This window comes from Actinoplanes oryzae (assembly GCF_030757795.1).
In the GTDB taxonomy this organism is placed as follows: domain Bacteria; phylum Actinomycetota; class Actinomycetes; order Mycobacteriales; family Micromonosporaceae; genus Actinoplanes.
In genome coordinates this window covers 1-20,610 of record NZ_JAUQWH010000160.1, presented here as the reverse complement: position 1 = coordinate 20,610, position 20,610 = coordinate 1, and the positions used below count along the sequence as shown (strand labels likewise).

At 73.5% G+C, this 20,610-nt stretch carries 18 protein-coding genes; 6 read left to right on the top strand and 12 right to left on the bottom strand.

Annotation, left to right across the window (positions count from 1 at the left end; translation table 11 throughout):
• Window positions 1–578: vanadium-dependent haloperoxidase (locus RBH18_RS35270; RefSeq protein WP_306214828.1), on the top strand; the 578-nt coding region annotated here is incomplete at its 5' end.
• Window positions 579–593: 15 nt separating this feature from the next.
• Here RBH18_RS35270 and RBH18_RS35265 read toward each other — a convergent pair.
• Entirely contained in the window at window positions 594–2,000 is a 1,407-nt protein-coding gene (locus tag RBH18_RS35265; protein WP_306214827.1) for a glucose-6-phosphate dehydrogenase, read from the bottom strand.
• Between the two features lie 91 nt (window positions 2,001–2,091).
• Between RBH18_RS35265 and RBH18_RS35260 the strand changes: the two genes are divergently transcribed.
• Entirely contained in the window at window positions 2,092–3,447 is a 1,356-nt protein-coding gene (locus RBH18_RS35260; RefSeq protein WP_306214826.1) for an alpha/beta hydrolase family protein, read from the top strand.
• A gap of 1 nt (window position 3,448) precedes the next feature.
• Window positions 3,449–4,600 carry a dienelactone hydrolase family protein gene (locus tag RBH18_RS35255; protein ID WP_306214825.1) on the top strand — a complete coding sequence of 384 codons (1,152 nt, stop codon included), beginning with the start codon at window positions 3,449–3,451 and terminating at the stop codon, window positions 4,598–4,600.
• On the opposite strand, the gene RBH18_RS35250 is transcribed toward RBH18_RS35255, so the two are convergent.
• From RBH18_RS35250 to RBH18_RS35225, 6 genes are all read right to left on the bottom strand, one after another.
• Window positions 4,601–5,551 carry a hypothetical protein gene (locus RBH18_RS35250; RefSeq protein ID WP_306214824.1) on the bottom strand — a complete coding sequence of 317 codons (951 nt, stop codon included), beginning with the start codon at window positions 5,549–5,551 and terminating at the stop codon, window positions 4,601–4,603.
• Window positions 5,552–5,600: 49 nt separating this feature from the next.
• Window positions 5,601–7,031, bottom strand: a complete 1,431-nt coding sequence (locus RBH18_RS35245) for a HoxN/HupN/NixA family nickel/cobalt transporter (RefSeq protein ID WP_306214823.1) — start codon at window positions 7,029–7,031, stop codon at window positions 5,601–5,603.
• Complete coding sequence (locus tag RBH18_RS35240) at window positions 7,028–8,263, bottom strand: DUF3500 domain-containing protein (RefSeq protein WP_306214822.1); 1,236 nt, start codon at window positions 8,261–8,263, stop codon at window positions 7,028–7,030. Before RBH18_RS35240 ends, RBH18_RS35245 begins: the two co-directional genes overlap by 4 nt.
• A gap of 50 nt (window positions 8,264–8,313) precedes the next feature.
• Window positions 8,314–9,627: a HupE/UreJ family protein gene (locus RBH18_RS35235; RefSeq protein WP_306214821.1), complete on the bottom strand. Its 1,314-nt coding sequence runs from the start codon at window positions 9,625–9,627 to the stop codon at window positions 8,314–8,316.
• Window positions 9,627–10,940, bottom strand: coding sequence for a DUF3500 domain-containing protein (locus tag RBH18_RS35230; RefSeq protein ID WP_306214820.1), 1,314 nt, complete (start codon window positions 10,938–10,940; stop codon window positions 9,627–9,629). Before RBH18_RS35230 ends, RBH18_RS35235 begins: the two co-directional genes overlap by 1 nt.
• A gap of 219 nt (window positions 10,941–11,159) precedes the next feature.
• On the bottom strand, window positions 11,160–11,576 hold the full coding sequence (locus RBH18_RS35225; protein ID WP_306214819.1) for a DUF1761 domain-containing protein: 417 nt from the start codon (window positions 11,574–11,576) through the stop codon (window positions 11,160–11,162).
• 248 nt (window positions 11,577–11,824) lie between these two features.
• Between RBH18_RS35225 and RBH18_RS35220 the strand changes: the two genes are divergently transcribed.
• Entirely contained in the window at window positions 11,825–12,784 is a 960-nt protein-coding gene (locus RBH18_RS35220) for a GAF and ANTAR domain-containing protein (RefSeq protein ID WP_306214818.1), read from the top strand.
• A 136-nt stretch (window positions 12,785–12,920) separates the two neighbouring features.
• Window positions 12,921–13,490 (top strand): ester cyclase, encoded by a 570-nt coding sequence (locus RBH18_RS35215; protein ID WP_306214817.1) that lies wholly within the window; start codon window positions 12,921–12,923, stop codon window positions 13,488–13,490.
• Window positions 13,491–13,568: 78 nt separating this feature from the next.
• Here RBH18_RS35215 and RBH18_RS35210 read toward each other — a convergent pair whose 3' ends face one another.
• From RBH18_RS35210 to RBH18_RS35190, 5 genes are all read right to left on the bottom strand, one after another.
• On the bottom strand, window positions 13,569–14,609 hold the full coding sequence (locus tag RBH18_RS35210) for a hypothetical protein (RefSeq protein WP_306214816.1): 1,041 nt from the start codon (window positions 14,607–14,609) through the stop codon (window positions 13,569–13,571).
• On the bottom strand, window positions 14,602–15,120 hold the full coding sequence (locus tag RBH18_RS35205; RefSeq protein ID WP_306214815.1) for a SigE family RNA polymerase sigma factor: 519 nt from the start codon (window positions 15,118–15,120) through the stop codon (window positions 14,602–14,604). Before RBH18_RS35205 ends, RBH18_RS35210 begins: the two co-directional genes overlap by 8 nt.
• An 87-nt stretch (window positions 15,121–15,207) precedes the next feature.
• On the bottom strand, window positions 15,208–16,134 hold the full coding sequence (locus RBH18_RS35200; protein WP_306214814.1) for an endo alpha-1,4 polygalactosaminidase: 927 nt from the start codon (window positions 16,132–16,134) through the stop codon (window positions 15,208–15,210).
• 143 nt (window positions 16,135–16,277) lie between these two features.
• A complete protein-coding gene (locus RBH18_RS35195) occupies window positions 16,278–17,258 on the bottom strand; it encodes an ATP-binding protein (protein ID WP_306214813.1) in 981 nt (326 codons plus the stop codon).
• Between the two features lie 166 nt (window positions 17,259–17,424).
• Window positions 17,425–18,231 carry a SigB/SigF/SigG family RNA polymerase sigma factor gene (locus RBH18_RS35190; RefSeq protein WP_306214812.1) on the bottom strand — a complete coding sequence of 269 codons (807 nt, stop codon included), beginning with the start codon at window positions 18,229–18,231 and terminating at the stop codon, window positions 17,425–17,427.
• A 341-nt stretch (window positions 18,232–18,572) separates the two neighbouring features.
• Here RBH18_RS35190 and RBH18_RS35185 point away from each other — a divergent pair, with 341 nt between their 5' ends.
• Window positions 18,573–20,501, top strand: a complete 1,929-nt coding sequence (locus RBH18_RS35185) for a PI-PLC domain-containing protein (protein WP_306214811.1) — start codon at window positions 18,573–18,575, stop codon at window positions 20,499–20,501.
• Window positions 20,502–20,610 lie beyond the last annotated feature (109 nt).

The following is a 20,610-nucleotide window of genomic DNA, read 5'->3' as shown; positions in this document are numbered from 1 at the left end:
TGCTCGCGACCTACCAGTTCTGGTCCCTGCCGGCCGGGTCCGCGCAACCGCCCGGCGAGTGGCTGCGGATCGCGCTCGAGGTCGCCGCGGACCGGCGGCTGCCCCTGGCGGAGCAGGCCCGGCTGGACGCGCTGCTGACCATGGCGCTCGCCGATGTCACGGTCGCCACCGTGGCCACGAAGCACACCTACCGGCACTGGCGCCCGACCACCGCGATCCGGGAGGCCGACACGGACGGCAACCCGGCGACCCGGCCCGATCCGGCCTGGTCGGCGCGGGCCGGCAGCGTCGGCGCCACCCCCGAGTACGTCTCCGGGCACAGTTCCTACAGCGGCGCCGGCGCCACCGTGCTCACGGGCTTCTTCCGCACCGACGCGATCGCGTTCACGCACACCACCGACTCGGCGCCGGGCGGCGCGGCCCGCCACTACCCGGGCTTCGCCGCGGCCGCCGCGGAGGCGGGCCGCTCCCGGGTGTACGGCGGGCAGCACTTCGAGTTCAGCAACCAGGCGGGCCTGGCCCTGGGCCGCGCGGTCGCCCGCGAGGTGCTGGCGACCCGCCTGCGGCCCGGCCCTTGACCAGCGGCGGAGGGGTCAGTCCGCGGCGGGCGGCGCCAGCAGCGAGTCGCCGGGGCCGTCGCTCCCGGCGGGATACTCCTGCAACGGCACCTCGCCGGCCCGCCACGCCGCCACGACCGGCGCCACGATCCGCCAGCACTGCTCGGCCGTGTCGCCGCGCACGGACAGGGTCGCGTCGCCGTCCAGGGCGGCGCGCAGCACCTCGCCGTACGGGGGAAGCAGTCCCTGCCCGAAGCTCGCCTCCAGCGTCACCGGGTCCAGGACGAACGGGTCGTCCGGCCCGTTGATGTTGACGTCGAGGCCGACCCGGTCGGGGCCGAAGCCGATGCGCAGCCGGTTCGGCCGCTCGTGACCGCGCAGCCCGTCCGGGACCCGCGGCGGCTGCCGGAAGGTCACCACCGCCTCCTGCCGGCCCGCACCGAGCGCCTTGCCCGAGCGCAGCCGGAACGGCACGCCCGCCCACCGCCAGTTGTCGACGGCGAGGGCCACCTCGGCCAGGGTCTCCGTCCCGCGCTCCGGGTCGACGCCCCGCTCCTGCGCGTACGCCGGGATCTCGCGCCCGTCGATCGTCCCGGCGGCGTAGCGGGCACGGCGGCTGGACTGCGCCGGGTCGTCGTGCCACAGGCGGGTCGCCCGCAGCACCTGCGTCTTGCGGTCGCGGAACTCCAGCGGGTCGAGGCTCGGCGGCGCGTCCATCGTGAGCAGCGCCAGCACCTGCAGCAGGTGGCTCTGCAGCATGTCGGCGAGCGCGCCTGCCCCGTCGTAGTAGCCGGCCCGGTCCTCCAGGGCGAGCGTCTCGTCGAACACGATGTCGACCGAGGCGACGTGCGTGGCGTTGAGCAGCGGCTCGAAGATCCGGTTGGCGAACCGCAGCCCCAGGATGTTGAGGACCGTCGACATGCCCAGGAAGTGGTCGACCCGGTGGATGTGGTCCTCGGGCGCCAGGCGGGCCAGCAGCTGGTTGAGCTCGCGGGCACTGGCGGCATCGGTGCCGAACGGCTTCTCCAGCACGAGCCGGGTGCCCGGCGGCACCCCGATCCCGGCCAGCGCCGCGCACGCCTTCATGGTGATCGCCGGCGGCAGCGCGAAGTAGATGACCGCCGTGCCCCGGCAGGCCTCGAGCAGCCGGCGCAGGTCCTCCTGCCGGGTGACGTCGGCGCGCAGGTAGCGGGCGTTCCGGGCCACCTGGTGCACGGCGGGCCCGTCGACGGTGGCGAAGGCGCCGGCCACGGTCTTGCGCCACTGCTCGTCGTCCCACTCGTGGGTGCCGCTGCCCAGCAGGGCCAGGTCGGGCGCGGCACCGCCGGCGAGCAGGCCGCCGAGCCCCGGGAGCAGGAGCCGGGCCGTGAGGTCGCCGGTGGCGCCGAGGATCAGCAGCGTCTGCCCGGCGCCGGATGCCGGCGGCACATCAGTCGGTGTCATGCCCGGGCATTGCCCACCAATCGGGCGGCCAACCGCACGTTCGCACCCGGAACATCTTGACAGTTGTCGATGTCCGGCATGGGATGGCGGCATGGGCGCACGTCATCTCGCGGTCGTCGCCGGCCTGCTCGTCGCGCTGGCCGGGCCGCCCGCGCCCGCCGCGGCGGCGGTCTGCGGCGCGCCGGTCCCGAGCACCTCGCAGCCCGGCTACGTCGTCGCGGATCCCGGCTGCGACCTGGACGGGACGCCGTTCACCGCGCTCGCCGGGGCGCGCGTGCGGACGGGGATCGCGGCCGGGGCGGCGTACCGGATCGAGGTGCCGGACGCCTGGAACGGCGGCCTGGTCGTCTTCGCCCACGGCTACCGCGGCACCGGCACGACCGTCTACGTCGACAATCCGGAGCTGCGGGCGGAGTACGTGGCGCGCGGGTACGCGTGGGCGGCCTCCAGCTACGCGACCAACGGCTACGACGTGGGCCAGGGCGTGCGGGACTCGGTCGCGCTGATCGACCGCTTCCGCCGGGTCACCGGGGTACGGCCGAGGTCCGTCATCATGTCCGGCAAGTCGATGGGCGGGCACATCACGGCGGTGGCGATCGAGGAGCATCCGGGGGTCTTCGCGGGCGCGATGCCGTACTGCGGGGTGCTCGGCGACACCGCGCTGTACGACTACTTCCTCGACGCCGGCGTGACCGCCGCCGCGCTCGCCGGCGTGGACATCGAGTTCCCGCTGCACCCGGACGCCGGCTACGAGCAGCGGTGGCAGGCGCAGGTCGAGCGGATCGTGCCCGCGCTCGGGCTGCCGACGGGGTCGACCCCGGCCGGGCGTACGTGGTCGGCGGTCCTGGAACGGCGCAGCGGCGGCGAGCGTCCGGGGTTCGCGGGCGCGTTCGCGTACTGGAACGCCCAGTCGTACGGGGACCTGCCGTTCCTGTTCGGTCTCTACCCCGGGCTCAGCGGCGGCACCGGGGGCATCGCCCCGGGCAACGTCACCGACAACCGGCACACCGTCTACCGCAGCACGGACCGGTGGTGGCCGACGCGGGCGGAGTGGCGGCTCAACCGGGACGTGCTGCGCGTCCGGCGCACGGCGACGGCCGATCCCGGGCTGGCCGGCATCCCCGGCATCGACGGCAGGCCGCGGATACCGGTGCTGTCGCTGCACGACATCGGCGACCTGTTCGTGCCGTTCTCCATGGAGCAGGAGTACGCCGCCCGGGGCGGCCTCTTCGTGTCGCGCGCGATCCGCGGCGTCGGGCACTGCGACTTCACGCAGCCCGAGCTGACCGAGGCGTTCGACGACCTGGTCCGCTGGATCCGCACCGGTCACCGGGCCGGCGGCGACGCCGTCCTCGACCGCCGCGCGGTGGCGGACCCGGCCTTCGGCTGCCGCTGGACGCGCGGCACCCACCCGGGATTCAGCGCACCGGACTGCCCGGAGGCTTGAGATGAAACGACGCACGTTCGTCGCCCTGCCGGCTGCCGCCCTCGCCCGGCCGCTGCCCGCCGCCCCCACCGCGGCCTTCGAGGGGCCGGCGGTGGTCGAGGGCAACCTGCCGGTCTTCGCCGAGCAGCTCAAGGCGGAGCTCGACTTCCCGCTGTCGTGGGCCCGCACCCGCGGCGACTTCCGCACGTGGCAGCGGCGGGCCCGCGCCCAGGTGCGCGAGCTGCTGTGGCAACCCGAGGACCGGACCCCGTACGACGCCGAGATCATCGACGAGCAGCCGGGCGAGGGCTACCGGCAGCGGCAGCTCCTGTTCAACGTCACCCGCCACAGCCGGGTGCGGGCGACGATGCTGCTGCCCGACGGCCCGGGCCCGTTCCCCACGGCGCTGCTGCTGCACGATCACGGCGCGAAGTTCGACATCGGCAAGGAAAAGCTGATCGAGCCCTGGTACGACGAGACCCGCCGGGCGTCGGCGCAGGCCTGGGCGGCCCGGTACTTCGACGGCCGCTTCGTCGGCAACACGCTGGCCGCCCGCGGCTACGCGGTGCTCGCCGTGGACGCGCTCGGCTGGGGCGACCGGGGCGGCCTCACGTACGAGGGTCAGCAGGCGCTGGCCGGCAACATGTTCCACCTGGGGTCGTCGCTGGCGGGCCTGCTGGCCTACGAGGACATGCGCGCCGCCGGCCTGCTCGCCACCCTGCCGGAGGTGGACGAGCGCCGGATCGCCGCCGTGGGCTTCTCCATGGGCTCCTACCGCGCCTGGCAGGTCGCCGCCCTCTCACGCCACATCGCCGCCACCGTAGCCGTCTGCTGGATGACCGGCCTCAAGGAGATGATGGTCCCCGGCAACAACACCCTCCGGGGCGCCTCGGCGTTCCACATGCTCCACCCCGGCCTCAGCCGCTACCTCGACATCCCCGACGTGGCGAGCATCGCGGCGCCGCGCCCGCTGCTGGTCTTCAACGGCGAGCTGGACACCCTCTTCCCGCGGCCGGGCGTCGACGTGGCGTACGCCAAGCTGCGGGCCGTGTGGAACGCCCAGCGCGCCGGCGACCGGCTGACCACCACGCTGTGGCCGGGCCGGGGCCACGTCTTCGACCGGCCGATGCAGGAGGACGCCTTCGCCTGGCTGGACCGCTGGCTGCGGCCCTGATCAGCGGCGCGGCTCGCCCAGGCGGACGACGAGCAGGTTGGGATCTTCCCGGGTGGTGTAGGCGGCGCTCGGCACGTAGGCCCGGCCGCCCCGGACCAGCACCGACGTGGGGTTGGACAGGCCGTCGGCCGCGGTCAGCACCGTGGTGCCGTCGGTGCGCACCACCTTGTTCTCGGTGACGAGGGCCGCCACGATCTGCTCGCCCCGGCCGGTGAAGTCGAAGTCGTCGATGCCGGTCAGGCCCGAGGCGACCGTCGTGAAGACCCCGGCCCGGCGGCCCGTCAGCGGGGTACGCAGCACCGTGCCCTTGTCCAGGTTGGACACGTACAGGTGGCCGTCGCGCACCTTGGCGCCGTTGACGCCGAAGAAGCCGGCCGGCGCGAGGGCCGGGTCGGTGCTGAAGACCTCGACGCGGCCCCGATCGGTGACGGCGTAGACGGCGCCCTTGGCGGAATCGGTCACGTACAGGGTGCCGGTCCGCTCGTCGCGGGTCAGCCCGTTGGGCAGGCCGTCGGCGGGCAGATCGGCGAGCTTGCGCGGCGCCCGCCCCTCGGTGAACGTCCAGAGCCCGGTCTCGCGCGCCGACCCGGTCGCATAGAGCACGGAGAAGGTGCGCCCGTCGCGGACCAGCCCGGTGGTCAGCGGGAACCCGAGCAGTGGGGTCACCGCGGCCGGATCCGCCGGCGCGGGCAGCGTGGCGAGCACGCTGACCCGCCCGGACGCGTCGATGCGCGCGACCTGCCGCGCACCGGCGAAGGTGACGTCGACGCCGCCGTCGCGGTCCGGGACGACGTTCTCGGGCATCTGCCCGGCGGCGAGATCGAAGTGGACGACGACGTGGGCCCGGCCGGCGGCCTGGGCGGCCGCGGCCGGGCCGGGCAGGAACGCCCCGGAGGCGGCGACGGCCGCGGCGAGCAGTGTGCGGGTGAGCATGGAGCGGCGGTGTGTCATGCGAGCAAGCTTCGGACGGCGGGAGGCCGCTATCCAGACCCGGTGCCGGCTACCCCTGGCAGGTGCAGGCTGCGAGCACCATCGAGGTGCCCGCGTCGAGGCCCTTGAGGAGCAGTCCGGCGCCCAGCACGGTGACGACCACGGCGCTGATCAGCGGGAGGACGGTGGTCCACCGGGTGCCGACGCGTTGGAAGCGGCTGACGAGGCGGCGGGAGCGGATCAGCAGGATGCCCAGTCCCATGAGGACCGCGGCGAGGCCGAGGCTGAAGGACAGGATCAGGCCGAGGCCGAGGACCGTACGGTTGACGCCGACCGCCACGATCATCACGCCGAGCGCCTCGGGGCACGGGACCAGGCCGCCGGAGACGCCCATGGCGACCAGGCCGCGCGGGGTGATGCCGCCGGCGGGCAGCTCGTGGGTGTGCGAATGTCCCCCGTGCCCGTGCCCGTGCCCGTGCCCGTGCCCGTGCCCGTGGTCATGGTCGTGGTGGTGGGCGCCGGCCAGGGCGGGCTCGTGGGCCGGCCGGGGTGCGGCGGCGGCTCGCGGCCAGCGCCGCCGGACCAGGCGCAGGCCGATCGCGAGCACCACCGCGCCGGACACGAGCTCCAGGGCCGGGACGAGCAGTCCGGGCACGAGGAACTCGCTCGCGAACAGGGCGACGAGCCCGATGACGATCACCGACGCGGTGTGGGTGAAGGTGACCACCGCGCCCAGGGTCAGGGCGTTGCGGGTGGTGCCGCCGCTGCCGATCAGGTAGGCCGCCATGAGGGTCTTGGCGTGTCCCGGGGTCAGGGCGTGCAGCGCGCCGAGCAGGGCGGCGAACCCCAGCGCGACCAGCACGACGGTCAGCGACAGCGACGGCGACTCGAGCAGCCCGGCCAGCCGGTCGGTGGGCTCCGGATCGCCGGCCGCCGCGGGCGCGGCGGCGGGCGCGGCATCGATGCGGTACTCGATCCGGCTCTGCTGCTGGTTCGCGTCGCGGTGCTGGGCGCCGAGCGTCACCGGCGACCGCGTGCCGAGGACCGCGTTGACCTGGTACGCCGAGCCCCGGTGAGCGTGGTCGTTGCGGAAGAACAGCTCATGGTCGCCCACGGCGACGGGTGCGCCGGTGGCCCGCGCGTGGATGCGCAACTTGCCGTACCCCGCCTGGAACACCACGTAGGACGGCACGTCGACCGCCGTGATCGTCAGCGGCAGCGCCCGATCGTCGGCGCGCAGCTGCACCTGCCGGAGGATCCGGCCGGCGTACGCGCGCGCCTCGGCCGGCGTGATCCGGGTGTCATGGTCGGCGTCGAGCTCGGCCAGGACGCCCGGGGCGACGAGCACGCCCGGCGAGACGTCGAGGGCCAGGCCGATCGCGCCGGGCGCCGGGGTCAGCGAGGCGGCCTGCAGGTAGACGTCGAGCGGGTGTGCCGCTGCCGGGGCGGCCGGCAGCAGCACGACGAACAGCGGAGCGATCAGCAGCAGGAGTCGCTTCACGAGCAGACCGTGCCGCCGTAGTCGTTGGTCGGGTCACGGTAGATGCCGTGGATGTGGTCGGCGGCGTCCCCGCCCATGGACTGCGGCGAGTACTCGATGACCACGTGCGGGCCGGTGACCCGGAAGTACGCCGAGGCGCCGGCGGTCGTGGGCCCGTACCAGGCGAAGGTGGTCGTGGGCAGGTCGGTCTTGAGCTGCGCGAGCCGGTCGGCGGCCATCTCGTCGTTGGCCAGGGCGCCGTACTCGTCGATCAGCTCCAGGAACGTGGCCTGCTGCTCGGCGGACATGTCGGCGCCGGCCAGGCCCTCGGCGGCGATGGTCTTGCAGTCCTCGCCGGGACCGAGGACCAGATCGATGTACGTGTCGCCGAGCACCGCCTTCTTCTTGTCCGCGGCGTCCAGCGAGGTCACCAGCGCGGTCGCCTCGTCGATGATGTCGCCCAGCGGCCGGACCTCGGTGCCGTTCGCGTCGTACGTGCCGGGCTGCGCGCCGATGAAGCTCGGCGTCATCGACAGGTCGTCGCCCTTCAGCGTGGCGTTGACGGTCACGTGGTGGCCGCCGAACTGCCACTGCCACGCCTCGGTCTCGGACGGCTCGCCGATGATCGCCATCCAGTAGTACTGCTTGCCGTACTGCATGCCGCCCGTACCCCCGCCGGGGGCGGCGCCGCTCTGTCCCGCGCCGGGCATCGCACCGCTCGGCGGGCCACCCGATCCGCCCGGCATGCCGCCGCCGGGCCCGCCGCTCATCCCGCCGGGAGCGCCGCTCATTCCCCCGCCGGGAGCGCCGCTCGCGCCGTTCGTGCCGCCGCCGTCACTGGCGGCCAGCGCGTCGTCGGCCGCCCACTCGGCCATGACCCGCTGATAGCCCTCGGTGCTCATCGTCGTGCGCATGAGGGTGAGGAAGGCGTCCACCTTGGCCTGGTCGAGGTTGCCGACCATCAGCCCCTGCCGCGTGAACAACCCCTCGGGGAAGTTGGACCAGCGCTGCTGCTGCTCCTTGTCACCCCGGTCGAACAGGACGCTGTCCTTCTCCGCACTGCTCAGCGTGGCGAGGAACGCCGTCGCCGCGGCCACGATCCCCTTGGTGTCCGAGGAGTACGTGGCCGCGGCGCTCGACGCCGTCGCCGCCGGCGTGGCCGCGTCATCGTCGCCGCCGCAGCCCCCGAGGCCGAGGGCGAGCACGCCCGTCAGCACCACCGAACACGTCGAATACCGTCGCCGAGACCTCATGGTGCGAAGCCTATCGAGTCATTCGGTCATATTCCGCCTTTCCGGGCGAATCACCGCGGTGCGGGAGACGTGCCCCGAACCGCGTAGGAGCGGGCGAGCGCGGTCACCGCCGCGGCGGCGAGCAGGACCAGCATCCCGGTGGTGTGCGCGCCGAGGCTGTCCGCCGCCGCGGCGACCGGATTGGCCAGGCCCAGCCGGTCCGCCAGCCAGCCGGTGGCCGCGATCCCGGTCACCGTCGCGCCGGCCACCCGCACCGGCGCACCGATCCGGGTGCGGGCCAGCACCAGCAGCACCGGCAGCGCCAGGGCGGTCAGGGCCAGCTGGACCAGCTCGATGCCGATGTTGAAGCCCAGCAGGCTCAGCGCCAGCCGCCCGGTGGACAGCTGCAGCTCGGCCAGGGTGAAGGAGAACGCCAGCCCGTGGCCGAGCCCGAAGAAGCCCGCCACCACGGCCTCGCGGCCCGGGAAGATCGGCCGCACGGCGTGCACCACGCCGACCAGGATGCTGGCCGCGATGAACGCCTCCACCGGCCACGCCGGCACATTCAGGTGGGTGAGGGCGCTCGCCGCCAGCGCCACCGAGTGCCCGGCGGTGAAGGCCAGCGTCGTGCGCCCGATCCGGCCCACCGCCGTACGGGTGCCGGCCGGGCCGCGCCATCGCCCGCCGGCGGCGAGGAGGGGCGCCGGCAGCAGCAGCACGAGCAGGAACAGCAGATGGTCGGTGCCCTCCAGGATGTGGTTGCCGCCGAGCTTCACCATGGCCAGGAAGCCGGACCACAGGCTGCCGTCGTCGAGGTTCACGGTCAGCGCGGGCACGGTCATGGTGCGGTTGTCGATGCCGATGGTGCCGACCTGCGTGGCCTCGGCGCCGATCCGGCCGGCGGCCCAGTCCTGCCGCACCGAGACCAGCACGGTGTGCGTGACGACCTGGTGCACCACCACGTCGTAGCCGAAGGTGAAGTGCCGCAGGTCCGCGCCGGGCGGCGGGGTCAGCGTGGCCTCGGCGAGCAGCTCCTGGTAGGGCCCGGTCTGGGTCTGTTCGGCCTGGCTGAGCGACAGGTCGCCCACCTCGACGGTCCAGGCCGCGCCGCCGGTGGTCACCGGCCGGATGTGCGCGGCGAGGTAAGCGCGCAGCGCCCCGCCCTGCGCGGTCACGGCGGCCGGGGTGACGGTCAGCCCGCTGGCCTGGGCGAGGTCGGCGGCGGGGATCTGCAGGTCCGCGGTCACCGACGTCTCGTGCACGTCGAGCAGGACCACCGAGTGGGGCATGGGATGCGCGGCGGCCGGCGGCGCCCCGAGCAGGAGCGCCGCCGGAAGCGCCAGCGCGATCCCCGCGAGAATGCGGAGCAGGCGCCGGCGGGACATCAGAAGGAGAACTCCCCGCCGTAGTCACGGGTGTGGTCGCGGTAGACGGTGTGGTAGTGGATCTGGGTGTTGTAGACCACGCCGTTCTGGGTGGCGAACTCGATCCACACGCTCGGGCCGTCGATGCGCACGTAGTCGCCCTGGGTGTCGTAGCCGGTGCCGCCGGAGATCCCGACGAAGGTGCGGTCCAGCTCGGACTCGTAGATCTTCATGAGCTGCTGGGCGGTGCTGTCCGCCGCGACCGAGACCCACGGCTTGATGGCCGCGAGCACCAGCTTCTTCTGCCGGGCCGAGAGCGTACGGACGGCGACGCCCTCCTTGGTCTCGGGGAACTGGCCGTCCTTCTGCGGGCCGACGAGCACGTCGTTGAAGGACTGCGCGAGCGTCGCCGCGGTCAGCTGCTTGGCGTTGAAGCTGCCGGTCAGCGCGGCGATGGCGTTCTTCTGCGCGGCGAGGGTCTCGACGGTCTTGCCGTCGGCGTCCGTGTAGCTGATCGGTTCCACGCCGAGGAAGTACGGGCTGGCGCTGGTGACCTTCCCCTTCTCGTAGGTCAGGTGCACGGCGAGGTGGTGGCCGCCGAAGTTGAGCTGCCACGTGCCGGTGGTGCTCGGCGTGCCCAGGAAGGCGAGGTAGTAGAAGCCGCTGCCGTACGAGAAGGCGCCGGGACCACCGCCGCCGCCCGGTCCACCCGACGGCACCGCGCCCGAGGGGGCCGCGCCCGAGGGTGCCGCTTCCGACGGCGTGGCTTCGGAGGGCGCCGCTTCCGAGGGCGTGGCTTCCGACGGCGTGGCCGACGCCGAGGGCGGGGTGCCGCCGCCGGGGCCGGTCGACGGGTCGTAGTCCGCGGCCAGCAGGTCGTCGGCGGCCATCACGTTGCTGATCTGGTCGAAGCCGGTGCCCGTACCGGTGCCGGTGGCCGCGGCCAGCACCGCCTTCGCGGCGGCGAGCTGGTCGTCGTCCAGGGTGCCGAGCTCGATGCCGGGCCGGCAGGTGCCGGCGCACGGCAGGTTCGACCAGGCGGTGGCGTTCTCCTCGGTGAAGTCCAGCAGCACCTCGGCCCGCTGGTCGTCGCCGAGGGTGCCGAGAAATGCGTTCGCGGCATTCACCAGCCCGGCGACACCCTTCGCGCCCCCGGTCGGATCCTTGGCGAGCACCGTTCTGCCGCCCTTGTCGCCCGTGCCGCTCACCGTGGCGGCGTTGGCGGTGGCAATACCGCCGGCGACCAGGGTGAGGGCCACTCCGGCGAGCGCCACGCCCCGCCAGCGCCGGCGGGGCGCCACGGTCGTGCCCGGGCGTGCGGAATCGTCTTCCACGTTGCACTCCTTGACAATGCGATGAATGGCACCGGCCGCGGTGCACTGTGCACAAACGCCGGCCGGCTCGTCCAAAGATTGTCAGCAATCACTTCCCTGAAAACAAGCTGTAAGCCAGTTTCATAGCCTGTGAATCATTCACAGGAATGGCCGCGACGCCTTTTCAAAGCAAAGCCACAGCACATTCCGGAGGCACGCACAGAATGGCGCCCCGCACCGTCAGGCGAGGGCCGTGTAGATCACGGCGGCGGCCAGGACGCCGGCGACGTTGTAGCCGCCGCTGATCAAGGCGTACCGCAGCGGGTGCGGGAAGTTCGGGTTGATCGCGATCATCGTGGTCGTGGCGGCGAGATAGCCGATGCCGGCGATCAGCGCGAGCACGGCCGCGTCGCCCGGCGAGGAGATCCCGAGCGCCTCGATCAGGACGACGGTGGTGACGGTGATCGCCAGCGAGCACAGTGGCGGCCCGGCCGCGAAGAGCGGCGACCGCACCGGCGGGGCGTCCTCGGCCCGGCCCAGCGACCTGTTGTACGGCTTGGTGAACAGCACGGCGAACCAGAGCCCGCCGAGCACGGCGAACGCGGCGAAGCCGGCCACCAGCGCGAGCCAGTTGATGTCACTCAGAACGTTGAACACGTGTCTTCCACCTCTGTGCGGGGACGGACCGGGATGCGGTCGCAAGGAAGACAGTGCCAGCAGAAGAGGACAGGGTGTGGCCCCTACTCGATCGACTTCCCGTCGTCGGCCCGCGGCCGGGCGGCGGGATCGCGAACGGCTCCCGGGCCGGCGGGACGCCCACCGCAGCATGGCGAGAGTGCCCCGCAGTTCGGTTCTCGATGGAGGAACATGTTTTCCTCACTGCCGCTTTGGGGCAGGGTGAAGTCGTGGACGCCGTCGAACGTGACGAGGAACAGCGGGAGACCGACACGCGGACCATCGCCTCCACGGCGGTCACTCCGCCGGCTCAGCCTGCCGCCGGCCGCACGGCCCGGGAGAGCGCGGCCGACCTGCGGGAAGAGGAACTCGACCAGCGGGAGCGGCGGACGGCGCGCCGCGAGGCGGACGCCGACCAGCGGCAGCGCCGGCTCGACGACCGCGACCACGAGGTCAGCGCCCGCGAGCGCCACGCCGACCAGCGCGACCTCGCCGCCAAGGCCGAGCGGCTCGACGCGCAGGCCGTGATGGCCCGGCTCGGCGCGCTGGCCCGGTCGTTGCAGGATCTGGACGACGTCGAGGCGACGCTGCACGCGATCGTGGCCGCGGCCGTCGACACTGTCCCCCGGGCCGCCCACGCCGGCCTGGTGATCACCGCCAGGCGCCGGGCACCGACCGTCGTCGGCTCCGGCGAGCGGCTCGACCTGGCGCGGCACGACGTCGAGGAGGGCCCGGCCGCCTCGGCGCTGCGGGAACGGCGGACCGTCCGCGTCGACGACGTGACCAAGGCGTCGCAGTGGCCGGGCTTCACCGCGCGGGCCACCGAGGCCGGCGTCGCGAGCGTCCTGGCGGTGCGGCTGTTCGTGCACCGCCAGGACGTGGGCGTGCTGGCCCTCTACTCGCGCGACCCGTACGCCTTCGACGACGATGCCGAGCAGCTCGCCGCGGTGTTCGCGGCCCACGCCGCGGTGGCGGTGGCCGGCGCGCAGCAGGAGCAGCAGCTGCACACGGCCCTGACCACCCGCGACGCCATCGGGCAGGCCAAGGGGATCCTGATGGAACGCTTCCGGCTGACCCCGGAACAGGCGTTCGCGCTGCTGGTGCACGCCAGCCAGGACACCAACACCAAGCTCGCCGACGTGGTGCGGATCCTGAACGAGACCGGCGTCCTCACCCGCCGGCCCGGCTGACGGCCCGCGCCGGCCTTCCCGGCGGGCAGAGATCGTGCACTCGGAGACCGTACGCCGGTCCGTCGATGGATCTTCCGGTCCCCGGGCCGCGACGATCACAGTGCACAGTGCGCGCCCGCCGACCGAGGAGCAGTTCTTGACCGCCTACACCTTCCCGTCCACGGACGTTCTCCGCGCCCGCGAGAAGCTGGTGCTCGACCATTTCCACGACGAGGTGCTGCAGAACTGGGACGACACCCTGGCCACGTTCCCGCACCCGCACTACGAGCTGATCGCCTCGATGACGGTCCACGACGGCGAGGCCGAGGTGCGCGGATACTACGACGAGACCCGGGTCGCCTTCCCCGACCAGAACCACGAGATCATCGCCCTGCGCCACAGCGCCGACGCCGTCATCGTGGAATTCTGGCTGACCGGCACGCACCTTGGCCCGTTGGGCAAGATCCCCGCCACCGGCGGGCGGCACCGCACCCGGATGACCGCGTACTTCCTCTTCGACGAGGCGGAGAACCTGGTCTGCGAGCGCGTCTACTTCGACCAGTTGTCGATCCTCAAGCAGGTGCTCGGCCACCTGGACCGCAAGAATCCGCGCGACCTGCTCACCCTCGGCAAGGCGGTCGCCGGGATGCTCGCCATGGCCGGCGGCGAACCCGACCCCCGCCTGCTCCCGGCGAGCCCCCACGATCCCGGCGCGGCCACCGGCTGAGGCGGCGCTCGCCCGGCTCGGCAACGCGGGCGCGACCGCCGATCTGCGCAGGCACTACCCGGCGCGGGCCAGAGGCGGCTACTCCGGATCGGAGCGGTTCAGGATGCGCACGCCCGCGGCATAGCGCACCAGGTCGGCATCGCTGATGGTCAGCCCGGCGCCGACCGTCACCTCCAGCGTCGCGTCCCAGTCGGTGACGTCCACGGACAGCGTGACGCTGCCCGAGCGGCGGGTGAGCACCGCGTCGTACTCGCCGACCTTGCGGATCGTGCCGGTGAGCTGCTGCCGTTTGCGCAGGACGGTCCGGAACCCGGCAGTGGCGGCGCCCGGCGCGCGGAAGGTCATCCGCGAGGCGCTGACCGTGTCCGTGACCAGGCCGGCGGGGCTGCGGGCCAGGTCGAAGGGGGGCAGGACGGCGATCGACGCGCCGGTCAGCGCGTCGGCGAGCGCGACGACCTGCGCCGGCGTGTACGTGTCGTCCGTCGCCAGCTGGATCCACCGGCCCGGCGACTCCTGCCAGGACAGCGTGAGCTGCTTGGCCGGCTGCACGTCGACGGTCCGCAGCGTGCCGGTGTGCCCGCGGACCTGCCTGGTGGTCTCCTCGGCGGCGCCAGGGAAGGCCGGTTCGCGGGCGGTGACGGTGACCGTGACGTCCGCGTGCTCGCGCAGCTCGGTCGCCTCGAAGAAGGCGCTCAGGTTCCCGCCGTCGGCCGACGCTATCGGCGCGCTCATCCCGTCGGTGGGCGGCAGCGTGTACGGGAACACCGGCGCGGCCCAGCCCTCGGTCAGCCGCACGGCGCCCGGGCCGGCGGCCGGCTCGGAGCGCAGCGGGGACGCCGACGTCCGGACCGGGGCGGCCGGCGTGGCGCTCGCCGGAACCGGCGCTGAGGGCGCCGGGGCGGGGGCGGCCGGATCCGGGCCGGCGCCGAGCGTGGACACGAGCGGAACGCCTGCGACCAGCAGCACGGCGGCGGTCGAGACCCCGGCCACCGTGGCCACGCGGCGCTGATGCCGGCGGCGCGACCGTTCGTGGACGGTGCCGAGCAGGCCGGTGCCGGCGGGCGCGTGGTCCGCGGCGTCGTGCATCGTGTCGGCAAGCAGCCGGTCCAGCTCATCCATCGACGCCTACTCCCCTGTCGGTCATGATGGTGCGCATCCGGGTGAGCGCGCGCGCCGCCTGCGAGCGGACCGTCGACCTGCCGCAGCCCAGCAGGCTCGCGATCTCGTCGTCCGGCAGGTCGCAGTAGAAGCGCAGCACCAGCACGGCCCGCTGCGCCCGGGGCAGGCCGCGGAGCAGCTGCCACATCTGGTCACGGGCGGCGACGTGCTGCTGAGGGTCGCCGCGACCGGCCGGTTCCGGCACGTCGGCGAGGACCGCTTCCCGGTACGCCCGGCGCCGCCGCCAGGACAGGAACTGCCGCACGATCGCGGTCCGCACGTACGCCTCGACGTTGTCCATCGCGGCGATCCGGTCCCACCGCCGGTGCAGCCGGGCCAGCACCTCCTGCACCAGGTCCTCGGCGAGATGCGCGTCACCGGACAACACGTACGCGAACCGCAGCAGCGCCTTGCCGCGGCCGTGCACGAAGTCGTCGAAGCCCTCGGTACGCGCGTCGTCATTCGTGGTCATCGTGGCCTGTTCGCCTCGACGCCGGAGATCTCCGGACCCGCGACGGGGCCCGGAGATCTCGGGGGCGTGGTGGAACCGGGACAGTGGTCAGCACGCCTCGTAGACGTAGGAGTCCGAGCCCGGCGTCGTGACGTCGACGTCACGCAGCACGACCGACAGTGTGCCGCCCACCGACGAGCACGCCTTGGCGAACCCGCTGCGGCTGTACTCGATCACGATGACGTTGCTGCCGTACGTGGCGGTGTAGGCGTCGCACTCGTCGAAGTCGGCGCACTCCTCGGCAACCGCGAAGTCGAAGCCCGCTTTTCTGGCGTCCGTACTCGTCAGCTCGGCGGTGTTCTTCTGCCCGGCGGCGAGGCCCTGGGCGTGGGCCCGCGAGTTGAGCGCGGTGGCGTAGGCGAGCGCCTGCTCCTGGGTGAGCAGCTTCTGCGAGCGGGTGTACGAGTCGAGGTTGTCCGACTCGATCGCCCGGAAGCCCGCGGCGGCGCAGCCGTCGATCCACTCCCCGACGATCTCGGTCAGCGCCGTGCGCTTCGCGTCGGTGGAGAAGTCGAGCATCATCTCGTCCCAGTCCTCGTCGATGACGTACTTGCCGCTCTTGTCCTTGAGCAGGAGATCATCGTGGTGGGCCTGCCACCACGACTCGTCGCCGGGCTGCACCTGGAACGCGTTGACGTAGCAGATCGTGTAGGTCCCGGCGGCGGGCGTGGCCTCGCGGTCGCGGCTGACGACGGTGACGCCCGCGGGCGGGGTGTAGGCCCCGCCGATCTGGTAGTCGAACGTCGCGTCGGCCGGCGGCGGCGCCCAGGAGCCCGCGGCCGTCCCGGTGGGCACCGGCGTCGCGCTCGCGGAGGGCTTGGCGGCCGGCTTGGTGGTCGGCTTGGCGGCCGGCTTGGCGCTCCACCAGGAGCTCCGGGTGCCCGCGTCCGCGGCGCCGATGCCGGCGCCGAGGGCCACGGCCACGACGGCCGCCATGGCGACCCCCATCGTGAGCTTCCTGCGGTTGGCTGCCATCGATGTGACTCCTCGGGCGTCGGGGGAAACGGCTTCTCCCCCATGAACGCGTTGGCAGCCACCGGCTGCTGCCGGGACAGCGGAAGAACTTTGTGCTCCTCCATGATCACTCACCGTCCGGCACCGCGGCGGCGGGCCCGGGCTCAGACCGGGACGCGGTGCATGACCTCGTACGGGAAGTGCAGGCGGACCGACGTGCGGCCCGGCACCGAGTCGGTGATCACGACGTCGGCGAGCTGGCGGGCCAGCCACAGCCCCCGGCCCCCGGGGGCGGCGGCGAGGCGGGGACGGCGGTAGCCGGCCGTCACCGGGATCGGCCGGCCACCGCCGTCGTCGCACTGGACGATGAGGGTGTCGCGGTGGTGCCAGGCGCGGATGCGCACCGGGGCGCTGCCGTGGCGCAGGCCGTTGGCGGCGATCTCGACGGCGGCCACGACCAGGTCGTCGGCGGGTTCGCCGGCGAAGTGGTGCCCGGCGGCCCACGGGTGCAGCACCGCGCGGAGCCGGCTCAGGTCGGCGACCTCGGCGAGGGTCACGTCGTGCTCGACGTCGTCCGGCGCGGGCGGCAGCGTCAGGTCGTGCCGTTCGGTGAGGTAGCGCTCGGGGCCGCGGTAGGCCGGGGACGGGACGCGGCCCTCCCCGGTCAGCAGATGACGGTGGGTGGCGCGGACCCCGTCGATGACCGCCGCCGCATGGTGCCGGCGGTCCCACAGGCACGTGACCGCCCCGCCGTAGGGCGCGTAGGTCTCGTTGCAGACGGCCTCGTAGGCCAGGTAGGCGGCCGCGCGGTCCGCGTGCAGGCCGGCGTCCACGCCGCCGGTCAGGTCGGGCTCGGCGATGACGTGCACCCGGCGGCCGGCGCCGTGCTGCTCCGCCAGATAGCGACGAAAGCCCTCGTAGGCGAAGCCGAGCCGCTGGTAGAAGCCCGACGGGTCGCCCCAGCACAGCGCGCCGCCGAGGTCGCCGACGCGCTGCGACACCAGCCGGCGGGTGTCCTTCCCCACGACGAGCAGGATGTCGTCGTAGCGGCCGGCCGAGCGGCGCAGCTCGGCCTCGAGGACGGCGATCAGCTCGTCGTCCGAGTTGCTCACCAGCGCCGTGTGCAGCGCATGCCCGGACGTCACGATCGTCTCGCGAGCGCCGCCAACGCGGCACCGATGATCCTGTACGTCATGTCTGCAGTCCCTCACACGGATGCGCGGCGGTACGGGCATCTCCGTGCACGTCATTCAACAATACGAGAAGTCTGCTACCCCGGCCGGGCCGGTCCACACGTTCGGCCGATGCCGCTCAGGCGGCGACGTCGAGGTGGCCGCGCATCTTGGCGAGCGCCTTGGTGAGCAGGCGCGAGACGTGCATCTGCGAGATGCCGACCTGCTCGGCGATCTGCGACTGGGTCAGGTTGCCGTAGAAGCGCAGGCTGACGATCTTCTGCTCGCGCTCGTCCAGCGCCGCCATCGCCGGCGCCAGGGCCAGCCGGGTCTCGGCGAGCTCGAACTCGCGGTCCTCGCCGCCCAGCGTCTCGCCCAGCTCGGTGCTGCCCTCGGCGCCGACCGGCGTGGACAGGCTCGTCGCGTTGTAGGCGCGGGCGCCCTCGAGGCCCTCCAGGACCTCCTCCTCGCTCACGTCGAGGTAGGCGGCGATGTCGGCGACCGTCGGGGACCGGCCCAGCGTGTGGCTCAGCGTGGTGTTGGCGCCGGTGATCGCCAGGCGCAGCTCCTGCAGCCGGCGCGGCACCCGGATCGACCAGGTGCGGTCGCGGAAGTGCCGCTTGAGCTCGCCCACGATCGTCGGGATCGCGAACCCGGCGAACTCGACGCCGCGGTCGGCCTCGAACCGGTCCACCGCCTTGATCAGGCCGATGAGGGCCACCTGGAACAGGTCGTCGACCGGCTCGCCGCGCCCGGCGTAGCGGTTGGCCAGGTGCCGGGCCATCGGCATCCACGCCTCGATCGCCCGCTCGCGCACTGCCGGGCGCGACGGGTGGCCGGCCGGCAGCGCCGCGAGGGCGTTGATCAGCTCGCCGGCCCGGTCGGTCGTCGCCGGCTCCCCGGGCGCATCCGCGGTGCTGATGGCAGGGGTGGCGACAACCGTCATGGGGAAACTCCTCGTGGTGGGGACGCCGGACCCGGGGCCCGGCGCGTCGGAATCTTATGCCCACCATGGCGACCTGCTCAAACTCATCCGAACAGCTTCGTCCCGGCGCCGAACGGTGGATGACCACGCTGCGACGTTCCCGCCGGCGGGCCCGGTCTTCCCGGGGCGAGCACTTCGGCATCGACCGGCTGATCGACTTCGCCGTCAAGGCCATGGCCGACGACCTGCTGCTCAGCTGACCGGGGCGCACCGGGCAAGATCACCCGTCCATGGCCCCCGGTCGATCGATACGGCATAATGCGATCGGTCGGGAAGATCTGGACATCGCCAGCGGAGGTCCGGTGCGGGAACCCTTGTCGCCGTGGTGGAAGCAGGTCCAGGAGGCGGCGCAGCTGCTGGCCTCCCGGCTGAACGCCTCGGTGGCGCAGGCCGCGCGCGACGGCGTCTACACCCCGCCGCCCGGAGCGCCCGCGCCCCGCCGCCGGCGGCAGTCCGCCTCCCTGCGGCATCTCGCCGAGGTGATCCGGGCCGACCGGCTGGCCCCGGGCATGTCCGTCGACAAGGACGACGTGGCGGCGGTGCTCGCCGGGGAGCTGCGGGCGATCACCGACCCGGTGCTCGTCCTCGCGGTCGCCCGCGCCGCCCACCAGATCGCCCGGGTGCCCCTCGACAACGCCGAGGCCGACCGGCTCGTCGTGGCCGCCACCCACGTGTCCGCGCTCATCGACGCGGCCCGCCTGGCCGACGAGCGCGCACCCGGCTTCGTGCCGGTGCCCCGCCGCCCGGTGCACGACCAGGACCCGGCCCCGGCCCAGGACCGGGAGCCCGCCGCCGAGGCGCCGCCGCCGGCCGGCCCTGTCGTCATCGACGCGTACTTCACCACGCGCCGGCCCGGGCGGCGCCGGGCGGTGATCGCCGGCGCGCTCGGTGTCCTGGTGCTCGCCGGCTCGGCGGCCCTGATGGCCTTCCGCAACGAGGAGCCGGCCGAGCGCCCGGCCGCGGTGAGCTCCACGCCCACGGCCGCGGCGCGCACGGTGACACCCCTGGACCACGCGGACGCCCACGACGACCACCTCAACCCGCGGCCGCTGCAGGACGCGCTCGACCACGGTTTCACCAGCCTCGACGTCGACGTCGTCCTGCGCGACGGCAGCCTCGTGCTCTGCCACCACCTCGACGGCGACGCGTGTGCGGACGCGGGCGGCGGCCGGATCACCGCGCGGCCCTTCGACGCGACGTATCTGCAGGGCCTCCAGAGCCGGGTGAGCGCCGGCGGCGGCCGCGTGTACCCGGGCTTCCACCAGCAGGTCCTGCTCTTCGTCGAGATCACCTGCGGGACGGACGCGCAGGGCTGCGAACTGCCCGCCGACCGGGCCGCGGCGGCCGCCGACCCCCACAATCCGCTGGTGGTGGCCCAGGCGATCATGGACGCGCTGGTGCCGTACCGCGGCATGCTCTTCCACGTCGACGGGACGGCCCGGCGGTGGGGCCCGGTGCAGGTCGTCCTCACCGGCGACCACACCGACGACCAGCTGCCCGCGAGCGGCGGCGGCACGGACTCCGTACGCGGGCTGCTCGCCCGGCAGTCCGACAGGTACGCCTTCCTCGACGGCAGCCTCGCCGTCGACCTCGATCAGTACAACGCGGATCTGGTCCCGGTGATCACCTTCCCGAATCCCGGCAGCGACAACGGCTGCACGGGGGCCGGGAAGACACCGATCCAGGACATCCACTGGGACAACGTCATCAAGGCGCAGACCACCGGACACCACGTACGCGTGTGGGACCCGAAGGACTGCGCGAACCGCGGCGACTTCTGGCTCGACGCCCTCTACGGCGGCGTGGACTATCTCAGCACCCGGCACGTGGCACCGCTGGGCGACTGGCTCACCACCAACGCGGCCGGGGGCGGGGGCGGCCACTGCACCGTCGCCCGGTGGATCGCCGAGGCCCGGGTCTCCGGCCACTACTGCACGCTCGCCGACAGCAACGTGCCCGTCATGAGCCGGCCCGACCCCCATTCCGCGCCCGTAGGCTCCCTCGCGAAGGCGGGGCCCACGTGGTTCCTGGGGCAGCAGCCGGGCGAGCCGTACCCCTACAAGTCCCTGCACAGCTTCTGGTGGGCCTACACGCGGGCCGACAACGGGCAGTGGGGCTGGGTCTCGCTGGTGCACTTCGCCGACCCCCTCCTCGACCAGTCCGCCGACGGCCTGCAGTACGCCTGTTACGACGCCCGCCCGGGCGAGAGCGCCGACTGCCACCCCCTCTGAGCCCGGTGGGGCCGCGGTTCCCCCGTCCGGCACCGCGACCCCCAGGTCCCTCGATGCTGGCGGTCACCGGCGGGCATGGACGGCGGCAGGGCGTTGATTCGGGCCCGTA